The organism is Streptomyces sp. PsTaAH-137, from assembly GCF_003259365.1.
In the GTDB taxonomy this organism is placed as follows: Bacteria; Actinomycetota; Actinomycetes; order Streptomycetales; family Streptomycetaceae; genus Streptomyces.
In genome coordinates, this window is record NZ_QLLY01000007.1 from 173,227 (window position 1) to 194,739 (window position 21,513).

Consider the following 21,513-nt stretch of genomic DNA (forward strand, 5'->3'; position numbering starts at 1 on the left):
CCTGATCACGGGGCGTTCCGTCCGCGCTCAGGCCGCGTCGCCGTCGCTCTCCAGCTCCCTCTTGAGGTTCGCCAGCGTCCTGTCGATGTTGCGCGCCTGAAAGGCGGCGAAGGTGTGACCGGAGGTGGCGATCCTGTCGAAGGCATGGGCGACGAAGGTGGGCCATGCGCGCCGGTCGTCGGTCCAGGTCTCCGTCACACGTGTGCCGTTCCCGGTGGGCTCGAAGCGGTACTCCCACGTGGCGATCGGGCCGGGCAGACGCGGTCGGCGGACACCGATCGCGTGGACGCGGAAGGCGAAGCGGCTGCCGGGGTCGGCTGCCGTGACGGTGCAGCGGGTGACCCACCGAAAACGTCCGCGCTTGTTGCGTCCGACGAAGGTGGTCCCCAGCGCGGCAGGACCGGCCGGAGAATCGTCCGTCGTGCCCCGGTTCTCCGGACTCCAGCGGCCCATGTCCGCGGGCCGGCTCACGGCTTGGTAGGCGACATCGGGCGCCACGCCGACCACGATGCTGCTGCTCACGGTGAATACGCGGGTCACTGCAGTTCCCTCCCGACGGAACAACTTGCTACTGCCGAGTAGAGATCATAGGGATCGCGGCGCGGATCGCGCGCCGCTGCGGTGGGCGGAGATGCCGAACGCCAGCAGCCAGTAGCTGAGGAGCGCCCCCATCAGTGCGGTGGAGCCCCAGCCGTTGGCTGCGTAGAAGTGCGCGGGAATGTTGCCGAAGAACAGGGAGGGCACGAAGGCCAGGTTGACCGCTGCCAGGACGTACGCCGACCTGCCCGTCCAACGCGGCAGGAGCCGCGTGCGTGAGACGGCGAAGCCCAGCGCGGTGAGGAACAGCGCCAGCATCAGGCGGGAGATCGACCCGTAGAGGATGTAGGTGCCGCTGACCGCGATGGTCGGGTCGATCGGGCGGTCGGCGGCGATGACCGCTCCCGCCTCCAGACCGCTGGAGACCAGGGTGATCGTCGCGTAGACCAGACCCGCGGCGAAGGCGATCGAGCCGGCCCACTCGTACTCCGGGCTCACCCGCTTGACCAGTTCCCGGAACGCGGTCACGAACACGAGCAGGAAGGCGAGGGCCAGGATCCCGATCAGCAGCCTGCCCAGCACGTTCGCGTCCGGCGGCGGGCCCGAGTAGACGAAGTACAGGGGCACTTCGATGATGAAGGCGGCCGCGGCGGCGATGCCCGCGGCGCCGGTCAGGCGCCGCGCGAAGGTCTCGGTCATGGGTGTCCCCCGGTGGGTGTGGTGGGTGCTTTTCGTCGGCTCGTTCGCCGACACCAAGCAGCCTGCCCTGCGCCGGGGCCCGCGTCGGTGGGTCTGAACACCGAAGTGGGGGTGGTCCCAGCACCACCGTCCGCAGCCCCGGGCCCCGAGGGGTCGCCATTTCAGCCGGAAGGGGTGATTGATCCGGCCAGGTACGTCTCAGGATTCCGACAAAGGCGCAGGTGAACGGCCTATGGTCACGGCGCCGCGCGCGCGTTCCGTCGAGACGGCCGCCATGGCGTCGAGCGACGCGTCGGCGACGGGCAGCAGATGGGCGTCGACCCAGGTGTCACCGTTCGAGGCGTTGGCCCAGGGGTCCTCGATCACGACGGCGCCGGGCACGGTGCCGTGGCAGAGGACCCAGTGCGGTACGTCGAACCCCAGCATGTCGGCGAGCGAGACCAGCAGGAGCACGCTCTCCCGCCGGTCGAGGGTGGCGCGGATGTCGGTGATCGACAGCCGGCGCGCGTCGACGGGGACACCGATCCGGGCGGCCTGTGTGCGCGAGGTGCGCTGGAGCAGAGCGCGCCACTCCTGTTCCTCGGCCGGGAGGTGGTCCAGCAGGACGGGTGCGTCCGTGTCGAGATGGATCGTCACCGGGGACGTCGGCCACGCCCGGCGTACGGCGACACCGAGGCCCACGGGCTCGCAGGCGGGGAAGTTGGTCGCGTCGCGCCACAGGGTCAGCTCCGCCTCGCGGTCGAGGTCTCCACGCGTGAGAGTCCCCATGTGGGTCTGCGCGATCAGCGCGGTGACGGCGCCGCACGTGAAGTGCGTGGTCTGGCCGTAGTACGGGGGCTCGGGCACCGCGCCGTCGTGCAGCCAGCGCACGTATCCGCTCGCGGGGCCGTCCTCCGTCGCGGACTGTGTGAGCGGCGGGGACAGTTGTACGAAGCCCGCGGTCGCGGCGGCCTCGTGGTCGGCGGTCCAGCCTTCCCACTTGACCTGGGCGAGCCCGTGCCGACGGGCATGCTCGACGACGGCCGCAGCGGCGGCCGGTGCGTCGCCGACGGCGTCGACGATCTTCAGGTACGCCGTGTGCGGACGGGCCGTCACCAGCGCCGCGGCGGACCACTCCCCGCCGTCGCCGCCCGGGACAGCCACCAGGTGCGGGGATTGAGCGGAGCGGTCGACGGTCTTCCAGCGCTCGGGCACGTCCAGGTGTCCGAGCCGCTCCAGCAGGGCCGGTGACGTGTCGGAGTCGAACGGGACGACGGTGCTGTTCACGGGTGTGTCCTTCGGGTCCTTCGGGGCTTCGTCTCGGTGGGGCGGCGGGTCATGCGCGGGACTGCCGGAGCACCCACACGAAGTACGGGGCGCCGACCAGCGCGATCATGAGGCCAGCGGGCATCTGGGCGGGCGCGACGAGGGTGCGGCCGAGTGCGTCGGCGACGCAGACCAGCACCGCGCCGAGCAGCATCGCGACGGGGATCGCCCGGCCGTGCCGGGCGCCCACCAGCGACCGGGCGAGGTGCGGGGCGACGAGCCCCACGAACCCGACGACGCCGACCGCCATGACGCTGAGCGCCGCGAGCACCGCGGCGATCGCGAGGGCGATGAAGCGGGTGCGTTCGACCTTGACGCCGACGATGCGCGGGGTGTCCTCGTCGACGGCGAGCAGGTCGAGACGGCCGCGCAGGGCGAACAGCACGGGGAGCGCGAGCGCCAGGGCGACCGCGACCGGTACGACGTCGGGCAGCGTGCGGCCGTAGGTCGTGCCGGAGAGCCAGGTGAAGATGCGGGGCGTGTTGTACGGGTCGGCGCGCAGCAGGAGGAAGGTGGTCACGGCGCTGAGTCCGTAGCCGCAGCCGATGCCGATCAGGACGAACCGGTCGGGCAGGAAGCCGCCGCGCCAGGACAGCAGGGCGATCAGCGCGAAGGTGGCGAGTCCTGCCGCGACCGCCACCGCGATGAGCACCGGACGGCCGCCGGGCAGGCCCGAGGTGACGACGCTCGCCGCCCCCAGTCCTGCGCCCGCCGTGATGCCGAGTACTCCGGGCTCGGCCAGGGGGTTGCGGACCGCGCCCTGGACGACGCATCCGGCCAGTCCGAGTGCCGCGCCGGCGACCACCGCGGCGATCACGCGCGGGACCCGGTCGTCGAGCGCCTGGCCGATCAGGTCCGGGGCGGTGCCCTGGGCCCACAGCGCGATGTCTCCCGCTCTTAGCCAGAGGCTTCCCGCCAGGACGGCGACGAAGGCCGCCACGGCCAGGAGTGCCAGCGCGCCGGACACCACGAGGAGGAAGGCGCGCCGTGACCGTGCGGCGACCCGCGCGTGGGGTGGCCGTCGTACCTGGCCGGTGTCGCGCAGGCGCAGGGCGAGGACGACGATCACCACGGCGCCGAGCAGCGCGGTGGGCACGCCGGTGGGTATGGACGCGGCCCCGTCGGCGCCCTGCACCGCGCGCAGCACCGCGTCCGCGAGGAGGATGAGCAGCGCGCCGAGCAGCCCGGCCGCGGGCACCGCGTACAGGTGCCGGCGCAGCGCCCGGACCCGCCCCGCGATCAGGCGGACCAGGACCGGGGCGCCGAGGCCGACGAAGGAGATCGGGCCCGCGAGCGTCACCGCGGTGCTGGTCAGCAGCACCGCGCAGAGCACGGCGGTCACGCGGGTGGAACGGACCGGCACACCGAGGCTCGACGCGGTGTCGTCGCCGAGGTTCATCACGTCCAGTCGCCGCGACAGGGCCAGCGCGAGGCAGAGCACCACGGCCACGAGGGGCCAGGCGCGTACCGACGCGTCGATGTTCAGCTGGGCGAGCGAGCCGCTCCCCCAGGCGAACAGGCCGGTCGTGTTCTGGTTGAACAGGATGAGGAGCGCTCCGGTCGCCGCGTCCAGCGCCATCGCTATCGCCGATCCGGCGAGGATGAGGCGGGTGCCCGCGGTGCCGGCGGCCCGGCCTGCGAGGAGCAGCACGACCGCCGCCGCGGTCAGGCCGCCGACGAAGGCGACGGCGCCCGACGCCCACAGCGGGACGGAGAGGCCGAAGGCCGCGACGAGGGTGAGGGTGAAGTAGGCCCCGGCCGTGACCGCGAGGGTGTCGGGGGACGCCAGGCTGTTGTGCGTGACGGACTGGAGCAGCGCTCCGGCGGCGCCGAGGGCGAACCCGACCGCCACGCCCGCGAGCAGGCGCGGCAGCCTGGAGCCGGTGAGGATCTCTCCGACCGGTGCCCCGCCGGTGTGCTCGCGTTCACCGGCGAGGTACCGGACGAGGTCGGTGACGCCGACACCCGAAGTGCCCTGCGTCAGGTGCCACATGCCGACGAGCGCGGTCACGGCGAGGAGTGCCACGAGGACCGCCGCCCCGGTGGGGCCGCCGCCGCGCTCGGCGCGCGGCAGCGGGTTCCCGCCGGAGGTCGGCGTCAGCGGTGTGCGCGCGTCTCGCGAAGAGCTCACATCGCGAGGCGTGGTCACGTCTTGCGGTGAGTTCACTTCTTGTCGAGGACGTCGACGTACGCGTCGATCGCCTGCTCGCAGGAGCGCGGGCCGCCGGCGCCCCACACCCGCGACGGGAAGGAGTGCGCGCGGCCTTCCTTGACGGCCGGGATGGTCTTCCAGATCGGGTTCTTCTTCAGCGCCGCGACGTAGCCGCCGGCTCCTTCGTCGTTGGCGTAGAAGAGGTTGGCGTCGCCGACCGCGGTGAGGCCCTCGACGTCGGTCTGGGCGAGGCCGTAGGACTTGTCGACGCCTCCGTCCCCGTGGTCCTTGTTGACGGCGGCGGTCCACGCCGGCTTCATGCCGAGTTCCTTGCCTATCTCGGTGAACAGGGCGCCGTCGCTGTAGGGACGGACGGTGAGGTTGCCGCCCTCCAGCCAGCCGTCGAAGAACAGGAAGTCCTTCGTCGGCAGGTCGGCGTCGGTGACCTGCTTCTTCGCCGTGGCGAGGTGGTCGTCGAACTCCTTGAGCACCTGGTCGGCCCGCTCGGTGCGGCCGGTCGCCTTGCCGATCATGCTGAACACGTCGCGCATGTTCCCGATCGGGTCCTTCGGATCGGCGCCCCGGGTGGCCATGACGGGAACGCCGCGCTTCTCCAGCTTCGCGAGGGTCTCGTCGTCGGCGTCGAACGCCTCCACCACGATGAGGTCGGGCTTCGCGGCGTACAGGGTGTCGAGGTCGGGCTCCTCGCGGGTGCCGATGTCGGTGACCCCGCTGGGCAGCTTCTCCGCGCTGACCCAGGTGCTGTATGCCTTCGCGTCGGAGACGGCGGTGGGGGTGACGCACAGGGTCAGCGCGTCCTCGACCTGCTGCCATTCGAGGACGGCGATCCGCTTGGCGGGCTTGTCGAGCTTCACGGTCCGGCCGACGCCGTCCTTGAAGGAGACCGGCTTCGTCGAGGTGGTCGTGGTGTCCGAGGCGCAGTCCTTCGACGCGGGCGACGCGCTGGCGCTGGTGTCGGACGCGGCGCTGTCGACGTCGGTCGTGCCGCAGGCGGTTGCCGTTGCGGCGAGGAGAACGAGCCCGGTGGAGGCTGAAGCCGCCAGGCGACGGGCACGGTTCATGGAGGGTCCTCTTTCTTGTTTCCTGTGGTGTGTCAGTAGTGCGCGGAGGCGGATGTTCCACCTCAGGTGCCTCGCCTCAGGCGGGATGCCGCCCGATGGGATCGATGCGGAGGCGGCCGGTGCGGGGGTCGGTGAAGACCTCGACCCGGATGTCGTAGACCTCGCCGACGTTCTCGGCGGTGAGGACGTCGGCGGGTGCTCCGGCGGCGTGCACGCGGCCGGAGCGCATCAGGACGAGCGTGTCCGCCACGCGGGACGCGTGGTCGAGGTCGTGCAGCACGATCCCGACCGCGACGCCGTGCTCGACGACGAGATCGCGCACCAGGTCGAGCGTCTCGATCTGGTAGCGCAGGTCCAGGTGGTTGGTCGGTTCGTCCAGCAGGACGACGCCGGTGTCCTGGGCCAGGCAGGCCGCGAGCCAGACGCGCTGCATCTCGCCGCCCGAGAGCTCGCCGACCGGGCGTCCGGCCATGTCCCGTACGCCGGTGACGCCCATGGCGTGGTCGATGGCGGCCCGGTCCTCGGCGTCGAGGCCCGCGAAACCGCGGCGGTAGGGGTGGCGGCCGAACGCCACGACCTCCGTCACCGTCAACCCCTGGGGCGCGGGCCTCGACTGGGAGAACAGCGTGACCTCACGGGCGAACTGACGGGCGCTGAGCAGGGCCGCGTCACGCTCGTGGCCGCCTTCGGGGGCGTCGAGCGTGACCCGGCCGCCGTCGAGCCGGTGCAGACGGCACAGTGCCCGCAGCAGCGTGGACTTGCCGCTGCCGTTGGGCCCCACCAGCGCGGTCGCGCGGCCCGGAGCCAGGTCGATGGAGACGCCGTGCACCACCGGGTTGCCGTCGTAGCGCAGGACGAGGTCGTGCCCTGTGAGGGCGGCGACCGGTGTGGCGGGGCCGATGACCGGGCGCGCTGTGTGCCGGTTCGGGCGTGTGAACATCGATGAGTCCGGACGGTCGGAGGGGCGAGGAGTGCGGCACCCTCCGTCCGGCCTGCACCGGGCCGGGCCGCGAGCGCTCCCGCGCACGGGCAGCACCGGGCACGTCGAGCAACAACTAAGGGTTACCTAACTCCGGGAAGGTTATATTCCGCTCGCCGTGTCGACAATCAGGAGTTCTGGACACCCGATACGGGATTCCGGACATCGCCGGATTCATCGAGGGCGCCGTCGGCCGCGCCGAAGAACGCGCCCGGCGTCGTTCCCATGATCCGCCGGAACGCGGCGATGAAGGAGCTGGGTTGCGCGTAACCCAGCACCTCGGAGACCGTCATGACGTCGAAGCCCTCGGAGAGCAGCGTCAACGCCCGGTGCGCGCGCAGCATCTGCCGCCACTGCGCGAAGGAGAGACCTGTCGCGTGACGGAACGCGCGGGTGACCGTCCGGTCGCTGATCCCCAGCGCCTGCGCCCAGTCCTCCAGCGAGCGGTTGTCGCCGGGGTCGTCCAGGAGGGCTTCGGCGATGGGGTCGATCCGGGTGTCGTTCGGCAGGTGCAGAGTGAACTGGCGCTCGGAGGGCTGGAGTACGTCGAAGACGACCGACTCCGCCCGCGCCCTGGCGGCCGTGTCGAGATCCGTGCGGGACAGATGGGTCAGCAGCGACTCGAGCAGCGGTGTCATCGCGATCGCCGTCGGTTCCCCGAACGCGAACGGCGTGTGGTCGGGGGCGAAGAAGGCGTCGTGGAACTTCGCACCCGCCGTCGCCCGGCCGCCGTGCGCCACCCCGGCGGGCATCCACAGCCCGTGCCCCTCGGACACGGTGAAGACGCGGTCCTCCACACGGGATGTCAGCGTTCCCCCGCGTACCCAGACGAGCTCGTGCACGGGGTGCGAGTGCGGCGCCCACTCGGTGGGGACGCGGGGAATCCGGAACCCGGCGGTGATGACGAACGGGGCTGCCGCCTGCTCCGGGACGGTCCCGTCCGGGCGCCCCGCGGCGTCCGCCGCGGGCGGCGCCGACCCGGGGCTCGCTTCACCGCGGGCCGATCGAACCATGCGGGCGAGTCTATCCGGGGCCCGCATCGGCCCTCCGGGCCCCTCACCAGCGGCGATCCCCGGCCCGGCCCCGCCGTGGCCTGCGGCCCGTGGTCGAGGGGGGCCCTGTCACACCCCTGATCGCCGGACCCTGGCACAGCACGGCCTGTCTGCGCGGCGGCGTACGAGGCAGCATGAAAGAAATGTGGCAGGACCACCGACCACCCGGCCGGCGAGCGACCGCGACCGTAACGTCGGCAGCACGCCGCACAGCAGCACCTTTCGAAGCAGCACCTCACGAAGACGTCCAAGGAGCGCACCTCATGAAGCACATCAAGCTCGGTGACCTCGACGTGGCCCGGATCGGACTGGGCGCGATGGGCATGTCGCACGCCTACACCGGCGCCGGAAGCGACGACGCCGAGTCCATCCGCACCGTGCACCGGGCCCTTGAGCTGGGCGTCACCCTGATCGACACCGCCGAGGTCTACGGCCCGTACATCAATGAGGAACTCATCGGCCGGGCCCTGAAGGGGCATCGCGACGAGGTCGTCCTGGCCACCAAGTTCGGCCTGATCTCCCACACCGGCCGCGACGGCGGCGCCGACAGCAGCCCCGCCAACATCCGGGCCGCCGTCGAGGGCTCCCTCACCCGGCTGGGCACCGACCACATCGACCTCTACTACCAGCACCGCGTCGACCCCGGTACTCCCATCGAGGACGTCGTGGGAACGCTGGCCGAGCTGGTCGGTGAGGGCAAGATCCGCCACATCGGGCTGTCCGAGGCGGGCCCGGGCACCATTCGCCGCGCCCACGCGGTGCATCCGGTGACCGCTTTGCAGTCCGAGTACTCGCTGTTCACCCGCGACCCCGAGGACCATGTCCTGCCGGTGCTGCGCGAGCTGAACATCGGTCTGGTTCCCTTCTCGCCGCTCGGCCGGGGCTTCCTCACCGGGACGATCCGCTCCACGGACCAGTTCGCGGACGACGACTTCCGCGCCGACAACCCGCGCTTCAGCACCGAGAACTTCCAGCACAATCTGCGTCTGGCCGACCAGGTCGCGGCCGTCGCCGCGCAGATCGACGCCACCCCGGCACAAGTCGCCCTGGCCTGGCTGCTCGCCCAGGGCGACGACATCGCGCCCATCCCCGGCACCCGGCGCGTCTCGCGTGTCGAGGAGAACGCCGACGCCGACTCCGTGCGGCTGTCCGCCGAGCAGCTCGCCCGGCTCTCCAGCCTCCCGTCGGCCGCGGGCGACACCCACAACGCGGCCCAGATGCGCTTGATGGAGCGCTGACCGGCAGCCGGGAAAGCCGCGGGCGAGGCGGCCCGCTCGCCCGCGGCCGTGGAATTTGAGGTCGAACGACCTCGGGGAACACGCTCCCGGGGCGACGACGACGCGAGGGAGATCCGGTGCCCAGCCAGCGGTCCATCAGCGAGGCGGAGAAGCTCGCGGAGGCGAAGCTCGGCGGTATTCCGGTCCGCCGGGAGCAGATGGCCGCCGTGGCCAACATCTACCGGGCCGCCTCCGCCGTGCGCCAGCACCTGGAGAACTCGGTGCTGCGGGGATCGGACCTCACCTGGACCGCCTTCGTCGTGCTGTGGGTGGTCTGGGTCTGGGGCGAGTCGGAGACCCGGCGCGTCGCCGAGGAAGCGGGATTCTCCAAGGGCACCCTGACCGGCGTGGCCCGCACCCTGGAGTCGCGCGGGCTGCTGCGCCGGGCCGGTCATCCGACCGACGGCCGGCTCGTGCTGCTGGCCCTCACCGACGAGGGTGAGGACTTCATGCGCCGGGTGTTCCCGGCGTTCAACGACGAGGAAGCGTTCGTCACGTCGCGGCTCAGCGACGACGAGTGCCGCAGCCTTGCCGACGGGCTGCGCAAGGTCGTGCTCCAGGTCGAGGAGGACGGTGAGGACCGCCGCCGGTCGCTGCTGAACGGCGAGGCCCCGACGCCGCGTCGCAGCGGCCGCCGGTCCAAGGGCTGACCCGTCGTCGGGATATCTCCTCAGTTCCCTTCCGCCGCGGCCTCGACGAGCGCGCCGAAGAGGCGCTGTTGGGCCGGGTCCTCGTGCGCAGTGTCCTCGGGATGCCACTGCACTGCCACGAACAGGGCGCGGGCGACGGCGAGTTCGACGCCCTCGATCGTTCCGTCGGCGGCGCGGGCGGTGACGTGCAGCCCCTCCCCCAGGCGGTCCACGTGCTGGTGGTGGTAGCAGGATGCCTCGGTCTTGTCCGCGCCGGTGATGCGGGCCAGGGCCGAGCCTGGCGCGAGCGCGACGGGGTGGCGTACGTGGCGGTGTTCACGGCGCGGACCGCCCATGTCCTGGTGGAGGGTGCCGCCCAGGGCGGTGTTGACCACCTGTAGACCACGGCAGATCGCCAGGAGCGGCAGCCCGGCCGCCAGCGCCTGCCGGGCGACTTCGAGGTCGAACGCGTCCTGGAGGTCGTCGACGTCGTAGACCGCCTCGTGGGCGCCCGCCGCACCGTAGCGGGACGGGGCGAGGTCGCCGCCGCCGGGGAGCAGAACGCCGTCGAAGCGGGCGAGGCGGCCGGCCACGTCGCTCTCGGCCGGGTTGGAGATCTCCGCCGACTTCTCCATCAACGTCCTCGCCCGCCTCCTCGACGTCCCCCCGGAGGACAACCAGCAGCTCATCGACTGGGGCAACCGCATCATCGGCAACACCGACCCCGACTACGCGGACGTCCTCCTGCACAGCGCGGAGAGCGAGCAGTACCGTGATCTGCCGTTCCGCTCCCCCGCCTCCCCCGAAGTCTTCGAGTACGGGCGTGAACTGGCCCGGCAGCGGCGCGGCAAGGACGGCACCGACATCGTCTCCCGGCTCGTCAACGAGACCCCGCGCGACGGTGTCCCGCTCTCCGCCCAGGACTTCGACAACTACTTCCTGCTCCTGGTCGTCGCCGGCAACGAGACGACCCGGCACGCCATGCTCGCCCTCCTGCAGCACCCCGAGCAGCTGGCCCGGCTCAAGGACGACCCCTCGCTGATCCCGTCCGCCACCGAGGAGTTCCTGCGCTGGGCCTCTCCCGTCTACCACTTCCGCCGCACGGCCACGCTGGACGTCGAGCTCGGCGGCAGGCGCATCAAGGAGGGCGACAAGGTCGTCATGTGGTACGCGTCCGGCAACCGTGACGAGGCCGTCTTCGACAACCCCTACGACCTGGACGTCGCGCGCGAGAACAACGACCACGTCACCTTCGGCAAGGGCAGCCCGCACCTGTGCCTGGGCAACCTCCTCGCCCGTACCGAGATCCGCATCATGTTCGAGGAGCTCGTCCCGCGCCTCGCCGACATCAAGCTGGCCGGTGACGTCCCGCGCGTCCGCTCGAACTTCGTCAACGGCATCAAGAAGCTGCCGGTCGAGGTCACCCTCGCCTGACGGGCCTCATCCTCTCTGTAACAAGATCGGGCAAAAGTTACCGACTCGTATGCCGTGACTTCGTTGATGCCAGCCAGTAGAACTCGTTTCCCTTCTCTCAATCGTGAGGAAGATCACATGGCATCAATCAGGCAGCCTGGGCCCACATCTGATGGGGTCTCACGTCGAAGACTCATAGTGGGAACAGGTTCTATTTTGGGGGCGGCCGCCTTGATCGGCGGCACCCCGACGGCATACGCGCAACCGCTCGCCGCGACCGACATCCCCGACGGCGCCAACGTCCCGGTCATCATCATCGGCACCGGCTACGGCGGCGCCGTGGCCGCCCTGCGCCTCGCCCAGGCCGGCATCTCCGTGCAGATGATCGAGATGGGCCAGGACTGGGTCACGCCGGGTTCCGACGGCAAGATCCACCCGAAGGTCACCAGCCCCGACTACCGGTCGTTCTGGATGCGCACCAAGACCAAGGCGCCGCTCAGCAACTTCCTCGGCTTCCCGATCGACAAGGCCGTACCGAAGTACGCGGGCATCCTGGACGCCGAGGACTTCGCCGGGATCACCGTCTACCAGGGGCGGGGCGTCGGCGGCGGCTCCCTCGTCAACGGCGGCATGGCCGTGACGCCCAAGCGGCAGAACTTCGCGTCCGTCCTGCCGACCGTGAACGCGGACGAGATGTACAACACCTACTACCCGCGGGCCAACGCCGGTCTCGGCGTCGGGCTCATCGACCCCGACTGGTTCGAGCGGACGTCGTACTACCAGTACTCGCGGGTGGGCCGTAAGCACGCCCAACGCTCGGGGTTCGGCTGGACGTTCGTACCGGACGTCTACGACTGGAACTACATGGTCGCCGAGGACAACGGCACCGTGCCGAAGTCGGCGCTCGGCCAGGAGATCCTCTACGGCAACAACTACGGCAAGAAGACGCTGGCCAAGACCTATCTCGCCCTGGCCAGGGCGACCGGCCGCGTCACCATCTCCCCGCTGCACGAGGTCACGTCGGTCTCGCCCGCCGCGGGCGGGGGCTACGTCGTGGCGATGAAGCAGATCGACACCTCCGGCAACACTGTCGCCACCAAGTCCGCGAAGGCCGCGCGGGTGTTCTTCGCCGCGGGCAGCGTCGGCACCAGCAAGCTGCTCGTGAAGCTCAAGGCCACCGGCGCGCTCCCCGGCCTCAACGACCAGGTGGGCCAGGGCTGGGGCGACAACGGGAACGTGATGGTGGGCCGCGCCAACCACCTGTGGGACGCCACCGGTGACGTGCAGTCGACCATCCCCTGTTCCGGCATCGACAACTGGGACGCGGGCGGCGCCTTCGCCGAGGTCGCCCCGCTGCCGACCGGGATCGAGACCTTCGCCTCGTTCTATCTCTCCATCACCAAGAACACGAACCGCGCCGCGTTCTCGTACAACGCCGGTACCGGCGGGGTGGACCTGTCCTGGCAGACCGCCTGGAAGCAGGACTCCATCACCATGGCGAAGACCATCTTCGACAAGATCAACAAGAAGGAGGGGACGATCTACCGGACCGATCTCTTCGGCACCAACAAGATCTGGGGCGACCACCTCACGTACCACCCGCTCGGTGGCGCGATCCTCGGCAAGGCCACCGACAACTACGGCCGCTTGGCGGGCTATGCGGGGCTGTACGTCATCGACGGCGCCCTCATCCCGGGCAACACGACCGTGAACCCGTTCGTCACCATCACCGCTCTCGCGGAGCGCAACATCGAGAGGATCATCGCGACCGACCTCTGATGCCCCCTCCCCCGCACCCGTCCCGGCCGGCGGGCCCGCGACTGACTCAGCGGGCCCCGGCCGGGTTGGCGTCCTCGCCCAGGTAGGTGCCGTACCCGTCGGCGACGAGCGGGCCGTCGAAGACCAGCACCTCGTTGACCAGACCGCCCTTCTGGTTGCGGTAGTTGATCACCAGGCAGTCCACGCCGGCATAGCTGCCCACCACCTCGAACCGGAGGTCGGGGATGCGCCGCAGCCCCTCCTCCCAGTAGGCGCGCAGCGCGCCCTTGCCGCGCATGACGCCGTCACCGCCGAGCAGCTGCGCGGCCACGGGCGACCGGAACGTCACGTCCTCGGCGAAGTGGGCCAGCAGGGCGTCCAGGTCGTGCGCGTTCCACGCCGTCACCCAGGAATCCACGAACGTCTGTGCGGTCACCTGATCCATGGACGCACGGTACCGCTCCTGAGGAACGTGAGTCGTTGGAGTGGATCAGCGCAACCTCCGGGCCCGGCTTGCCGTTACTCCACGCGCAGTGATCAATCTCTGACGACCAAGGAAACACATCATGCTGAAGAAGGTCATGGCCTCGGCCGCCCTCGCCACCTCCGTTGTCGGCATCTCCGCCGCCACCGCCGGACAGGCGCTCGCCATCGGGGACGAGCAGGGCACCACCTCGGCCAGCGGCAACGGGTCCCAGTCGGAGGTCGGCAACTCCACCACGGAGGGTTCGCTGAGCCCGCAGGTGGGCGCTGTCCAGGGGTCGCTGAACAAGCTCTGCGTCGGTCTGCCCGCGAAGGCCAACGCCGGGTCGCTCGTCGGCATCCTGGTCCCCGTCGCCGCTCAGGACATTCCCGTCCTGTCCGCCCCGCAGAACCAGCAGTGTGCCGACAACTCCACCCAGGCCAAGGGTGACGAGCCGGCCTCGCACATCCTGCACGGCATCCCGGTGCTCTCGGGCAACGGCGTTCACAACAGCTGAGCCGGCAGGCTCCCCGTGGGCGGCTGACGTCGTGCGTCACGACGTCAGCCGCCCACACATCTGTGCGGATATCCTGGCGGAATGGCGGACAGAACCAGCGGCGAGCAGCAGATCGACGGGCGCTCCACCCGGTGGGACGAGCACAAGGCGCAGCGTCAGGTCGAGTTGGTGGACGCGGCGGTCGCGCTCATCGAGGAGGAGGGCGCGCGCTTCCGGGTGCAGCGGCTGGCGGAGCGGGTGGGCCAGTCCCGGTCGGTGCTCTACCGGCACTTCAAGGACCGGGCCACTCTGGACGAGCTGATCCGCCGTCGGGTCGTGGAGTCGTTCATGCGCGGGATGGAACCCACGCTGACCTTCGAGGGCACGATCGAGGAGTCCGTGGAGCGCGTGGTGGGCGCGCATCTGGACTGGGTGTCGCAGCACCCGCGCCTGTACGCGTACATGGGTGTCGGTGACCACGCGATGGGTGACGGCTCGCTGGTCGCGGACACGAAGACGGCCATCGCGCTGATGCTGAGCGAGCGGTTCGGCGACGTGGTCAAGGCCCTGGGGGTGCCTCAGGCGCCGATCCGTTCGGTCGCGGTGGGCATCGTGGGGTTCGTGGACACCGCCGTCAACCAATGGGTGCGCGACCCCGAGCGCGAGGTGTCCGAGGAGGAGTTGCGCGCGATGCTGTGCCGTTCGGTCTGGGCGGTGCTGGAGGCGACGCTGCGGGATCTGGGCGTGGAGCTGTCGCCGCAGCAGCGGGTGGCGGATCTGGAGGGGGCCTGAGCCCCCTCCGCCGCCGGTGTCAGGGGCGTACCGCCCGGGCCTCCTGCGCGGCCCGGCGCAGGGACTCGGTGTCCGTGAATTTGACGCGGGGACGGCCCGCCGCCTCGCCCGCCGCCCGTTCCGCACGGTCGATCGCGCGCCACGCGTCGAGCCCCAGCGCCTCGGTCACCGCACCGGCGCCGCGCACCGGCTGCGCGAGGCGGCCGGCGGCGAAGTCGTCCAGCAGGGACTCGACGGTCTCCTGGGCGCAGGTCTTGTTCGTGCCGATGAAGCCGGTCGGCCCGCGCTTGATCCAGCCCGCGACGTAGACGCCGGGCTCGACCCGGCCGCCCTCGTGGGGAACGATGGCGCGGTCCTCGTCGAAGGGCAGGTCCGGGACGGGCCGGGCGCGGTAGCCGACGGAGCGCAGGACGAGGCCGGTCTCCAGGCTCCGGGTGTCCCCGGTGGGGCGGGCGCGGACGGTGCCGTCGTCGTCGGTGTGCAGCGCGGTGGCGGTGATCTCCAGGGCCGCTACGGATGCCTCGCCGGTGAGCCGGACCGGGCTGGTCAGGAAGCGCAGCACGATGCGGCGGCGCCCCTCGACCGGGGTGCGGCTCGCCAGTTGTGACAGCAGCCGGGTCTTCTCGTTCGTGTCGGGATCGAGGCCGTCGGGCCAGCCCTCGACGCTCACGTCCACGTCCTTCAGGCCCGCGAGCGCGAGGAGTTCGGGCACGGTGAAGGCCGCCTGGGCGGGGCCGCGCCGGCCCAGGAGGACGACCTCGCGGACCTTGCTGGCGCGCAGTGCGGCGAGCGCGCGGTCGGAGATGTCGGTGCGGGCCAGGGCTTCGGGGTCGGCGGTGAGGATGCGGGCGACGTCGAGCGCCACGTTGCCGTTGCCGACGACGACCACGCGTTCGGTGTCCAGGTCGTAGGTGTCGTGGGCGCGGTCGGGGTGGCCGTTGTACCAGGCGACGAAATCCGTCGCCGAGGCGCTGCCCGGAAGGTCCTCGCCCTCGATGCCGAGACGCTTGTCGGTCGCGGCGCCGACGGCGTAGAGCACCGCGTGGTGCTCGCGCAGCAGGTCGGCGTGGCTGAGGTCGGTGCCGACCTCGACGCCGAGGCGGTAGCGGAAGCCCGGCTGGGACTCGATGGTCCAGAAGAGCTCGGTGACCTGCTTGGTGTCCTGGTGGTCCGGTGCGACACCGGCCCGCGCGAGACCGTACGGCGTGGGGAGCCGGTCGTGGACGGTGACGCGCACGCCGGGGTGGCGCAGCAGCTCGTCGGCGGCGAAGAGGCCGGCGGGGCCGGCACCGATGACGGCGACGGACAACTCGCCCGCCGGGAGGCTGCGTTGCTTGGGCACGACGTACATCGGCGTGCGGTCGGCGTGCGGATTCTGCTTGTAGTAGTCGGCGTTCAGCTCCAGGAACGGCAACTCCGTGGCGCTCAGCGCAGTATGGGGCTTGAGCGCGTCGACCGGGCAGGCCGTCGTGCAGGCGCCGCAGTCCACGCAGGTGCGCGGATCGACGTACAGCATCTCGGCCGTCCCGAAGCCGGGGTCGCCGGGCGCGGGGTGGATGCAGTTGACCGGGCAGGCCAGCACGCACGAGGCGTCGGCGCAGCAGGATCGGGTGACGACGTACGGCACGGCGGTCTTGTCTCCGTTCGGGGAACGTGCGGGGCCTGCGGGAGGCTCAGTCGGTGTGCAGCGCGGGCTCGCCGCGGAAGCGCGCCGGGCGGCCGTCGATGCGCAGGGCCTTCCACAGCGGGCGGGACACCTTGTTCATCAGGCCGATGTCCTGGGCGAGCATCCGCACGTCGGAGAAGAGGTCGTGGAGCATCCGCTGCCCGGCCTCGGACTTCCAGAAGACGTCCTTGACGACCCAGGCCGGGATGCCGACCTGCGCGGCGGACCTGCGGTCGGGGATCATGATGACGTCGCACAGGATCCGCATGATCAGCGGGAAGAGCACGGACAGGGCACCGCGGCGGGTCTTGCCGTAGCGCGGGACGCGCAGCCGCAGGAACTCGTGGGCGAAGGAGATGTGCCGGGCCTCTTCGGCGATGTGGATCTGCATGATCCGCTGCGGGAGGGGGTGGACCGGCTCCCCGCTGCGCAGGGCGCCCTTCTGCAGGTGGTCGATGGGCTCCTCCCCGGCCAGGATGCCGGTGAAGAACGCCTCCGGGTAGAGGGAGCCGAAGAGCGGCAGGACGCGGCTGACCTGGCGGAACCAGCGCTTTCCGCCGGCGGTGTCCACGCCGGTGCGGTTGACGAGCTCCTGGAACATCTGGGTGTGGTGGGTCTCTTCGGTGATCTCGTGGGTGAGATACCTGAACTCCTGGTCCTGGTTGCCCAGTTGGTAGACGTAGTCCAGTGCTCCGCGCATGAGGAGGTTCTCGAACTGCATGCCCACCTTGGCGATGACGGCCCAGCGCCAGACACCGATGCGGATCTGCGTCTCGAGGGGCTGTTCCTGGTACCAGGGATGGGCGCCGAGGGCGTCCGCGCTGGTGAGCACCCAGCGCGGGTCGTCGAGGTGCACGGCGAACTCGGGATCGTCCCACTTGATGTCGATGAACGCGTTGAAGTTGACGTTCACGGAGCCCTCGGACAGGGTCCGCAGGCGCTCGTCGTAGAGCTTCCTGGTCAGATTCGCAGTCATCTTCGTCCTCGGTTGTCTGCTCGGCCGCCGGAGGGGGGAGGCGGGTGCGCGGGCCGGTGCGGTGGTGCGATGGGGATGCGGTGCGGTCGTACGGGGGTGTGGTGCGGGCCGGGCGCTCAGGCGGCGCGGGACGCTTCCTGGGCGTCGGCGCCGGCGGTGTCCGGGGTGCCCGCCTTGTCGAAGCGCAGGGGGCTGTCGTCGATGGGGGCGTTCTGGAGCAGCGCGCGGTCGCGGTAGTAGTTGTTCCACAGGCGCCACGGGTCGCGGGTGCCCTGGCGCGGCATGACCTCGTTGGCCCGGGCGATGTAGCCGGAGGTCAGCGCCTCGCCCATGACGGAGAACTCCGAGCGGTCCCGGGCGGAGGCGACCGGGGTGGCGATGTCGTGTCCGTGACGTCGCATGTGGGCGAGCAGGCGGGCGGTGTAGGCGGCGGCCAGGTCGGCCTTCAGGGTCCAGGAGGCGTTGGTGTAACCGATGACGAGGGACATGTTGGGGACGCCCTCAAGGAGGACCGCCTTGTAGAGGACGCGGTTCTTGACGTCCACCGGGCTGCCGTCGACGGTGAGGGCCATGCCGCCCATGAGGCGGACGCTCAGGCCGGTGGCCGTGATGACGATGTCGGCCTTCAGCTCCTCGCCGGACTTCAGGCGGATGCCGTCGGCGGTGAAGGTGTCGATGTGGTCGGTGGCGATCGACGCCCTGCCGCTCTTGAGCGTCTTGAACAGGTCGCCGCCGGGAACGACGCAGAGGCGCTGGTCCCACGGCTTGTAGTTCGGGCTGAAGTGGCGCATGTCGACGTTCTTGCCGGCCTGGGCCCGGACCAGGCCGAGGAGCACCTTGCGGGCGAGGCGGGGGTACTTGCGGCAGAAGGCGTAACTCCCGCGCTGCAAGGCGATGTTGCGGGCGCGGACCAGCTTGTACGTCAGCCGGGCGGGGGCTCGCAGCTTCTGCAGGACGGAGGTGAGCGGGTCCACCTCGGGCAGCGCGAGGACGTAGGTGGGCGAGCGCTGCAACATGGTGACGTGCGCGGCGGTGTCGGCCATCGCGGGCAGCAGCGTGATGGCGGTGGCGCCGGAGCCGATGACGACCACGCGCTTGCCGGTGTGGTCGAGGCCCTCCGGCCACTGCTGGGGGTGGACGAGCGTGCCCTGATAGTCCGCCTCGCCGGGGAACTCCGGGCGGTAGGGCTGGTCGTAGTCGTAGTAGCCGGTGGCTCCGACGAGGTATCCCGCGCTGTACGACTCGTGCTCGCCGGTGCCCTCGTCCTCGACCTCGACGGTCCAGCGGCCGGTGTCGTGCGAGAAGTCGGCGCTGATCGCCCGGCGGCCGAAGCGGATGCGCTCCAGGACGCCGTCGTCGGCGGCGGCGTCCTCGACGTACTGCCGGATCTGCGCGCCGCCGGCGAGGATGCGCGCGTCGCGCCAGGGGCGGAAGCCGAACCCGAAGGTGGACATGTCGGAGTCGGAGCGGATCCCGGGGTACTGGAAGAGGTCCCAGGTGCCGCCGACGCGTGCGCGGCGCTCGAGCACGACGAGCGAGGCGGCGGGATTGTCACGCAGGACGTGACGGGCGGCACTGATGCCTGATATTCCGGCGCCGATGACCAGGACGTCGACGTGCTGCTGCTCCATCGCGGAGGATCCTCACTCTCGCTCGCGGGGCCCCGGAAGAGGCAGGGGCGGAGGGTTGCCACCGTCCCTCGGGGCGGCGGCGGTTGCTCGGACGCGTGGTTGCACTTCTGCGTGTTAACCGCAATTTACCTGCGACACGGTGTTTCAGATACCCTCGGTAACATGACCTAGGTCACAGAAAAATGGGGGTTCATCGGAATGAACCCCCACAAGCAGCCCCACGGGCAGCCCCAGCCGCGCCCTACTCCATCTCGCCCGTCTGCGCGGGCAGTTGGCGGGCGGTGCTGTCCAGCAGGCCGAGCGCGGCGGAGACGGCGGCCGTCGCGTCTCCCGCCTCGACGGCCGCGGCGAGCGTGTCGTGGTCGGCGGCGCCGTCGGCCTCGAAGGAGTGCAGGCGGCGATCGCCGCGGACGCTCTCGGCGAGTGAACGGCTGAAGCTCAAGTACAGCTCGACCAGCAGGTCGTTGTGGGAGGCGCGGGCCACACCGAGGTGGAACTCGACGTCCGCGGCGACGAACGCGTCGATGTCCCGGGCCGCTCCCGCCCGCGCACGCTCGGCGAGCGCGCTCCGCAGGGCGACCACGTCCGCGTCGGTCCGGTGCTGCGCGGCGAGGTTGGCCGCGATGACGTCGAGTCCGCGGCGGACCTCCAGGACGTCCCCCTCGGACGCCTCGGTCAGCCGGCGCCGGATGGCGACGTCGGTGGGATCCGTGGCCACGACGAAGGTGCCGTCCCCCTGACGCGTGGCGAGCAGCCCCGCGTGGACGAGGCCGCGGACGGCCTCGCGCACGGACGCCCGGCTGACGCCGAGCCTTTCCGTCAACTCCGCCTCGGTCGGGATCCGGTGCCCCAGAGTCCAGTTTCCGCTGGATATCTCCTCGCGAAGCGCCCTGCTGACGCTCTCCACCAATGAGACGCGCTCAATTTGTTTCATCGCGGACCCTTCCCCGAAACATCAGACAACTGATAATCCTACATCCAGCGGCCAGAGTTGGGGCCGCCCACCGTCCCGCGCCCGCGACCGGTGAAGCCCGAGATCCCGGCTCGGCTGCCACGTCTGCGCACCTCTCGAAGGAGGTAGGTCCGATGCACGACGCCTCGGAACCCGCAACGCACAGCCCGGCACATAGTGCCACCACCGCCCAGGTCCGCCCCGGGCCTCCGGCGACCGACGCCCTCTCGGCCGTCGGCCGCGCGCTCGACGCGATCGGTCTGAACCGGGCCCACAAGCTCATCCTGCTCATGGTGCTGCTCGGCGCCTTCTTCGACGTCATGGAGGAGAACTCGCTGGGCGCGGTGGGCCCGGCGCTGAAGGACGTCTGGTCCCTCTCCACCACCGAGCTCGCCTTCCTGCAGACGGTCACGATCAGCGCCATGATCATCGGGAAGGTGGTCACCGGGGTCATCGGTGACTACAAGGGCAGGCGCTTCGCCCTGGCGTTCAACCTGTTCCTGTACTGCGCCGGCGCCCTGATCTGTGCCACCGCCCCCGGCTACGCGGTGCTGGCCCTCGGCCGGTTCGTGGTGGGCATCGGGCTCGGCGGGGAGATGGCCGCCGGAATGACCATGCTCAGCGAGCTGGTGCCCACGCGCTTCCGCGGCGCGATGGTCGCGTCCCTGAACGTCGGCGCAGGCGGGCTCGGCAACATGCTGTCCTTCGGCTTCGCCGCCCTGGTCCTCGGCCCGCTCGGAAACTTCTTCGGCGGCCCGGAGACCAGCTGGCGATGGATGTTCGGCCTGCTCGTGATCCCCGCGGTGCTCGTCGTCCTCTACCGCCGCTACCTCCCCGAGACCCCGCGCTATCTGGCCTCCCGCGGCCGTGTCGACGAAGCCAACCAGGTGCTGACGCGCCTGGCGTCGGGCCGCCTGAAGGACACCGGCGCGAAGGTCGTCGAGTACGTGCCGCTGTCGGCGGGCGCGGCCGCCGGGCCGCAGAAGGTACGGCTGTCGGAGGTCTTCCACGGGCGGCTGCTGCGCCGCACCGCGGCGCTCGCGGTGGCTTCCTGGATGAGCTTCGGCGCCCAGGTCACCGTGCTCGTCCTGATGCCCACCATCCTGGTCGACCAGGGCTACTCGATCACCAAGAGCCTGACGTTCACCATGGTGATGAACGTCGGCAGCCTCCTGGGCGCCGCCGCCGCGACCTACGCAGCCGCCCACTGGCCGCGCCGCCTCGTGACCACCGCAGGAGCCCTCGCGGCCTGTCTGACCGCGCTCACCTTCGGCTTCCTCGCGCACGGCTCCGCACTGATCCTGCTGCTCGGCGGGCTGTTCCAGTTCTTCGTCCTCATGCTGAACAGCACGATCTTCGCGTGGGCGCCGGAGCTGTACCCGACCCGGATACGGGCGTTCGGCACCGCGATGATCGCCGTGCAGGGAAACATCGCCGGCGCCCTGGTACCGCTCGGAGCAGGGCTCCTCCTCGACAGCTCCGGCGTCGTCGCCGTCTTCGGGGTGATCGCCGTGATGTACGCGGTCATGGCCGCCGCGGCGCGCCTCGCCCCTGAGACCTTCGGCAAGCGCCTCGAAGACATCAACTCCGAACCCGTGCAGACCGCTTGACCCACCCGCAACGCGCCGCACGGGCACGAGGCCGTGCGGCGCGG

Annotated in this window: 19 protein-coding genes and 1 pseudogene; 7 read left to right on the plus strand and 13 right to left on the minus strand. The window is 70.9% G+C overall.

The genetic code is table 11. From position 1 onward, the window contains the following. Positions 1-27: 27 nt before the first annotated feature. From K377_RS17765 to K377_RS17795, 7 genes are all read right to left on the minus strand, one after another. Positions 28-540 carry an SRPBCC family protein gene (locus K377_RS17765; protein WP_111664363.1) on the minus strand — a complete coding sequence of 171 codons (513 nt, stop codon included), beginning with the start codon at positions 538-540 and terminating at the stop codon, positions 28-30. 45 nt (positions 541-585) lie between these two features. After that, positions 586-1,236 (minus strand): hypothetical protein, encoded by a 651-nt coding sequence (locus K377_RS17770; protein WP_111664364.1) that lies wholly within the window; start codon positions 1,234-1,236, stop codon positions 586-588. Between the two features lie 198 nt (positions 1,237-1,434). After that, positions 1,435-2,502 carry a peptidase C39 family protein gene (locus K377_RS17775; RefSeq protein ID WP_111664365.1) on the minus strand — a complete coding sequence of 356 codons (1,068 nt, stop codon included), beginning with the start codon at positions 2,500-2,502 and terminating at the stop codon, positions 1,435-1,437. A gap of 49 nt (positions 2,503-2,551) precedes the next feature. Beyond that, positions 2,552-4,672 carry an iron ABC transporter permease gene (locus tag K377_RS17780; protein WP_375605928.1) on the minus strand — a complete coding sequence of 707 codons (2,121 nt, stop codon included), beginning with the start codon at positions 4,670-4,672 and terminating at the stop codon, positions 2,552-2,554. A gap of 32 nt (positions 4,673-4,704) precedes the next feature. Continuing rightward, on the minus strand, positions 4,705-5,775 hold the full coding sequence (locus tag K377_RS17785; protein WP_111664366.1) for an iron-siderophore ABC transporter substrate-binding protein: 1,071 nt from the start codon (positions 5,773-5,775) through the stop codon (positions 4,705-4,707). A gap of 76 nt (positions 5,776-5,851) precedes the next feature. Continuing rightward, on the minus strand, positions 5,852-6,715 hold the full coding sequence (locus K377_RS17790; protein ID WP_111664367.1) for an ABC transporter ATP-binding protein: 864 nt from the start codon (positions 6,713-6,715) through the stop codon (positions 5,852-5,854). 167 nt (positions 6,716-6,882) lie between these two features. After that, a complete protein-coding gene (locus K377_RS17795; RefSeq protein ID WP_111664368.1) occupies positions 6,883-7,767 on the minus strand; it encodes an AraC family transcriptional regulator in 885 nt (294 codons plus the stop codon). 302 nt (positions 7,768-8,069) lie between these two features. Here K377_RS17795 and K377_RS17800 point away from each other — a divergent pair, with 302 nt between their 5' ends. Both K377_RS17800 and K377_RS17805 read left to right on the plus strand, forming a co-directional pair. Then, a complete protein-coding gene (locus K377_RS17800; RefSeq protein WP_111664369.1) occupies positions 8,070-9,044 on the plus strand; it encodes an aldo/keto reductase in 975 nt (324 codons plus the stop codon). Positions 9,045-9,160: 116 nt separating this feature from the next. Then, positions 9,161-9,733: a MarR family winged helix-turn-helix transcriptional regulator gene (locus K377_RS17805; protein ID WP_111664370.1), complete on the plus strand. Its 573-nt coding sequence runs from the start codon at positions 9,161-9,163 to the stop codon at positions 9,731-9,733. 20 nt (positions 9,734-9,753) lie between these two features. Here the strand turns inward: K377_RS17805 and K377_RS17810 are convergent, their stop codons facing one another. Then, positions 9,754-10,347 (minus strand): gamma-glutamyl-gamma-aminobutyrate hydrolase family protein, encoded by a 594-nt coding sequence (locus K377_RS17810; protein ID WP_237551772.1) that lies wholly within the window; start codon positions 10,345-10,347, stop codon positions 9,754-9,756. Between K377_RS17810 and K377_RS17815 the strand changes: the two are divergent. After that, positions 10,325-11,146: pseudogene (locus K377_RS17815) on the plus strand (cytochrome P450); the annotation flags it as partial. The gene K377_RS17810 and the pseudogene K377_RS17815 sit on opposite strands and share 23 nt — an antisense overlap. A 117-nt stretch (positions 11,147-11,263) precedes the next feature. Continuing rightward, a complete protein-coding gene (locus K377_RS17820; RefSeq protein WP_111664371.1) occupies positions 11,264-12,904 on the plus strand; it encodes a GMC oxidoreductase in 1,641 nt (546 codons plus the stop codon). Between the two features lie 46 nt (positions 12,905-12,950). On the opposite strand, the gene K377_RS17825 is transcribed toward K377_RS17820, so the two are convergent. After that, positions 12,951-13,328, minus strand: a complete 378-nt coding sequence (locus K377_RS17825; protein WP_111664372.1) for a nuclear transport factor 2 family protein — start codon at positions 13,326-13,328, stop codon at positions 12,951-12,953. 121 nt (positions 13,329-13,449) lie between these two features. Between K377_RS17825 and K377_RS17830 the strand changes: the two genes are divergently transcribed. Then, a complete protein-coding gene (locus K377_RS17830; RefSeq protein WP_111664373.1) occupies positions 13,450-13,863 on the plus strand; it encodes a rodlin in 414 nt (137 codons plus the stop codon). An 81-nt stretch (positions 13,864-13,944) separates the two neighbouring features. Continuing rightward, positions 13,945-14,634 carry a TetR/AcrR family transcriptional regulator gene (locus K377_RS17835; protein ID WP_111664374.1) on the plus strand — a complete coding sequence of 230 codons (690 nt, stop codon included), beginning with the start codon at positions 13,945-13,947 and terminating at the stop codon, positions 14,632-14,634. A 19-nt stretch (positions 14,635-14,653) separates the two neighbouring features. Here K377_RS17835 and K377_RS17840 read toward each other — a convergent pair whose 3' ends face one another. The 4 genes from K377_RS17840 to K377_RS17855 form a co-directional block, all read right to left on the minus strand. After that, the gene (locus K377_RS17840; protein ID WP_111664375.1) at positions 14,654-16,261 is read right to left on the minus strand and encodes an FAD-dependent oxidoreductase; all 1,608 of its coding nucleotides are present in this window, start codon (positions 16,259-16,261) and stop codon (positions 14,654-14,656) included. Between the two features lie 46 nt (positions 16,262-16,307). Further along, the gene (locus K377_RS17845; protein WP_111664376.1) at positions 16,308-17,276 is read right to left on the minus strand and encodes a diiron oxygenase; all 969 of its coding nucleotides are present in this window, start codon (positions 17,274-17,276) and stop codon (positions 16,308-16,310) included. A gap of 116 nt (positions 17,277-17,392) precedes the next feature. Next, positions 17,393-18,907 (minus strand): NAD(P)/FAD-dependent oxidoreductase, encoded by a 1,515-nt coding sequence (locus tag K377_RS17850; RefSeq protein WP_111664377.1) that lies wholly within the window; start codon positions 18,905-18,907, stop codon positions 17,393-17,395. A gap of 241 nt (positions 18,908-19,148) precedes the next feature. Beyond that, entirely contained in the window at positions 19,149-19,841 is a 693-nt protein-coding gene (locus K377_RS17855; protein ID WP_111664378.1) for a FadR/GntR family transcriptional regulator, read from the minus strand. A 152-nt stretch (positions 19,842-19,993) separates the two neighbouring features. Between K377_RS17855 and K377_RS17860 the strand changes: the two genes are divergently transcribed. After that, entirely contained in the window at positions 19,994-21,469 is a 1,476-nt protein-coding gene (locus K377_RS17860) for an MFS transporter (protein ID WP_111664379.1), read from the plus strand. The last annotated feature ends 44 nt before the right edge of the window (positions 21,470-21,513 follow it).

Excerpts from the sequence above, each read along its gene's own strand:
- K377_RS17770 (WP_111664364.1), bottom strand. The coding sequence starts at position 1,236 with ATGACCGAGACCTTCGCGCGGCGCCTGACCGGCGCCGCGGGCATCGCC.
- K377_RS17785 (WP_111664366.1), bottom strand. The coding sequence starts at position 5,775 with ATGAACCGTGCCCGTCGCCTGGCGGCTTCAGCCTCCACCGGGCTCGTT.
- K377_RS17790 (WP_111664367.1), bottom strand. The coding sequence starts at position 6,715 with ATGTTCACACGCCCGAACCGGCACACAGCGCGCCCGGTCATCGGCCCC.
- K377_RS17795 (WP_111664368.1), bottom strand. The coding sequence starts at position 7,767 with ATGGTTCGATCGGCCCGCGGTGAAGCGAGCCCCGGGTCGGCGCCGCCC.
- K377_RS17800 (WP_111664369.1), top strand. The coding sequence starts at position 8,070 with ATGAAGCACATCAAGCTCGGTGACCTCGACGTGGCCCGGATCGGACTG.
- K377_RS17810 (WP_237551772.1), bottom strand. The coding sequence starts at position 10,347 with ATGGAGAAGTCGGCGGAGATCTCCAACCCGGCCGAGAGCGACGTGGCC.
- K377_RS17820 (WP_111664371.1), top strand. The coding sequence starts at position 11,264 with ATGGCATCAATCAGGCAGCCTGGGCCCACATCTGATGGGGTCTCACGT.
- K377_RS17825 (WP_111664372.1), bottom strand. The coding sequence starts at position 13,328 with ATGGATCAGGTGACCGCACAGACGTTCGTGGATTCCTGGGTGACGGCG.
- K377_RS17830 (WP_111664373.1), top strand. The coding sequence starts at position 13,450 with ATGCTGAAGAAGGTCATGGCCTCGGCCGCCCTCGCCACCTCCGTTGTC.
- K377_RS17835 (WP_111664374.1), top strand. The coding sequence starts at position 13,945 with ATGGCGGACAGAACCAGCGGCGAGCAGCAGATCGACGGGCGCTCCACC.
- K377_RS17845 (WP_111664376.1), bottom strand. The coding sequence starts at position 17,276 with ATGACTGCGAATCTGACCAGGAAGCTCTACGACGAGCGCCTGCGGACC.
- K377_RS17850 (WP_111664377.1), bottom strand. The coding sequence starts at position 18,907 with ATGGAGCAGCAGCACGTCGACGTCCTGGTCATCGGCGCCGGAATATCA.
- K377_RS17855 (WP_111664378.1), bottom strand. The coding sequence starts at position 19,841 with ATGAAACAAATTGAGCGCGTCTCATTGGTGGAGAGCGTCAGCAGGGCG.
- K377_RS17860 (WP_111664379.1), top strand. The coding sequence starts at position 19,994 with ATGCACGACGCCTCGGAACCCGCAACGCACAGCCCGGCACATAGTGCC.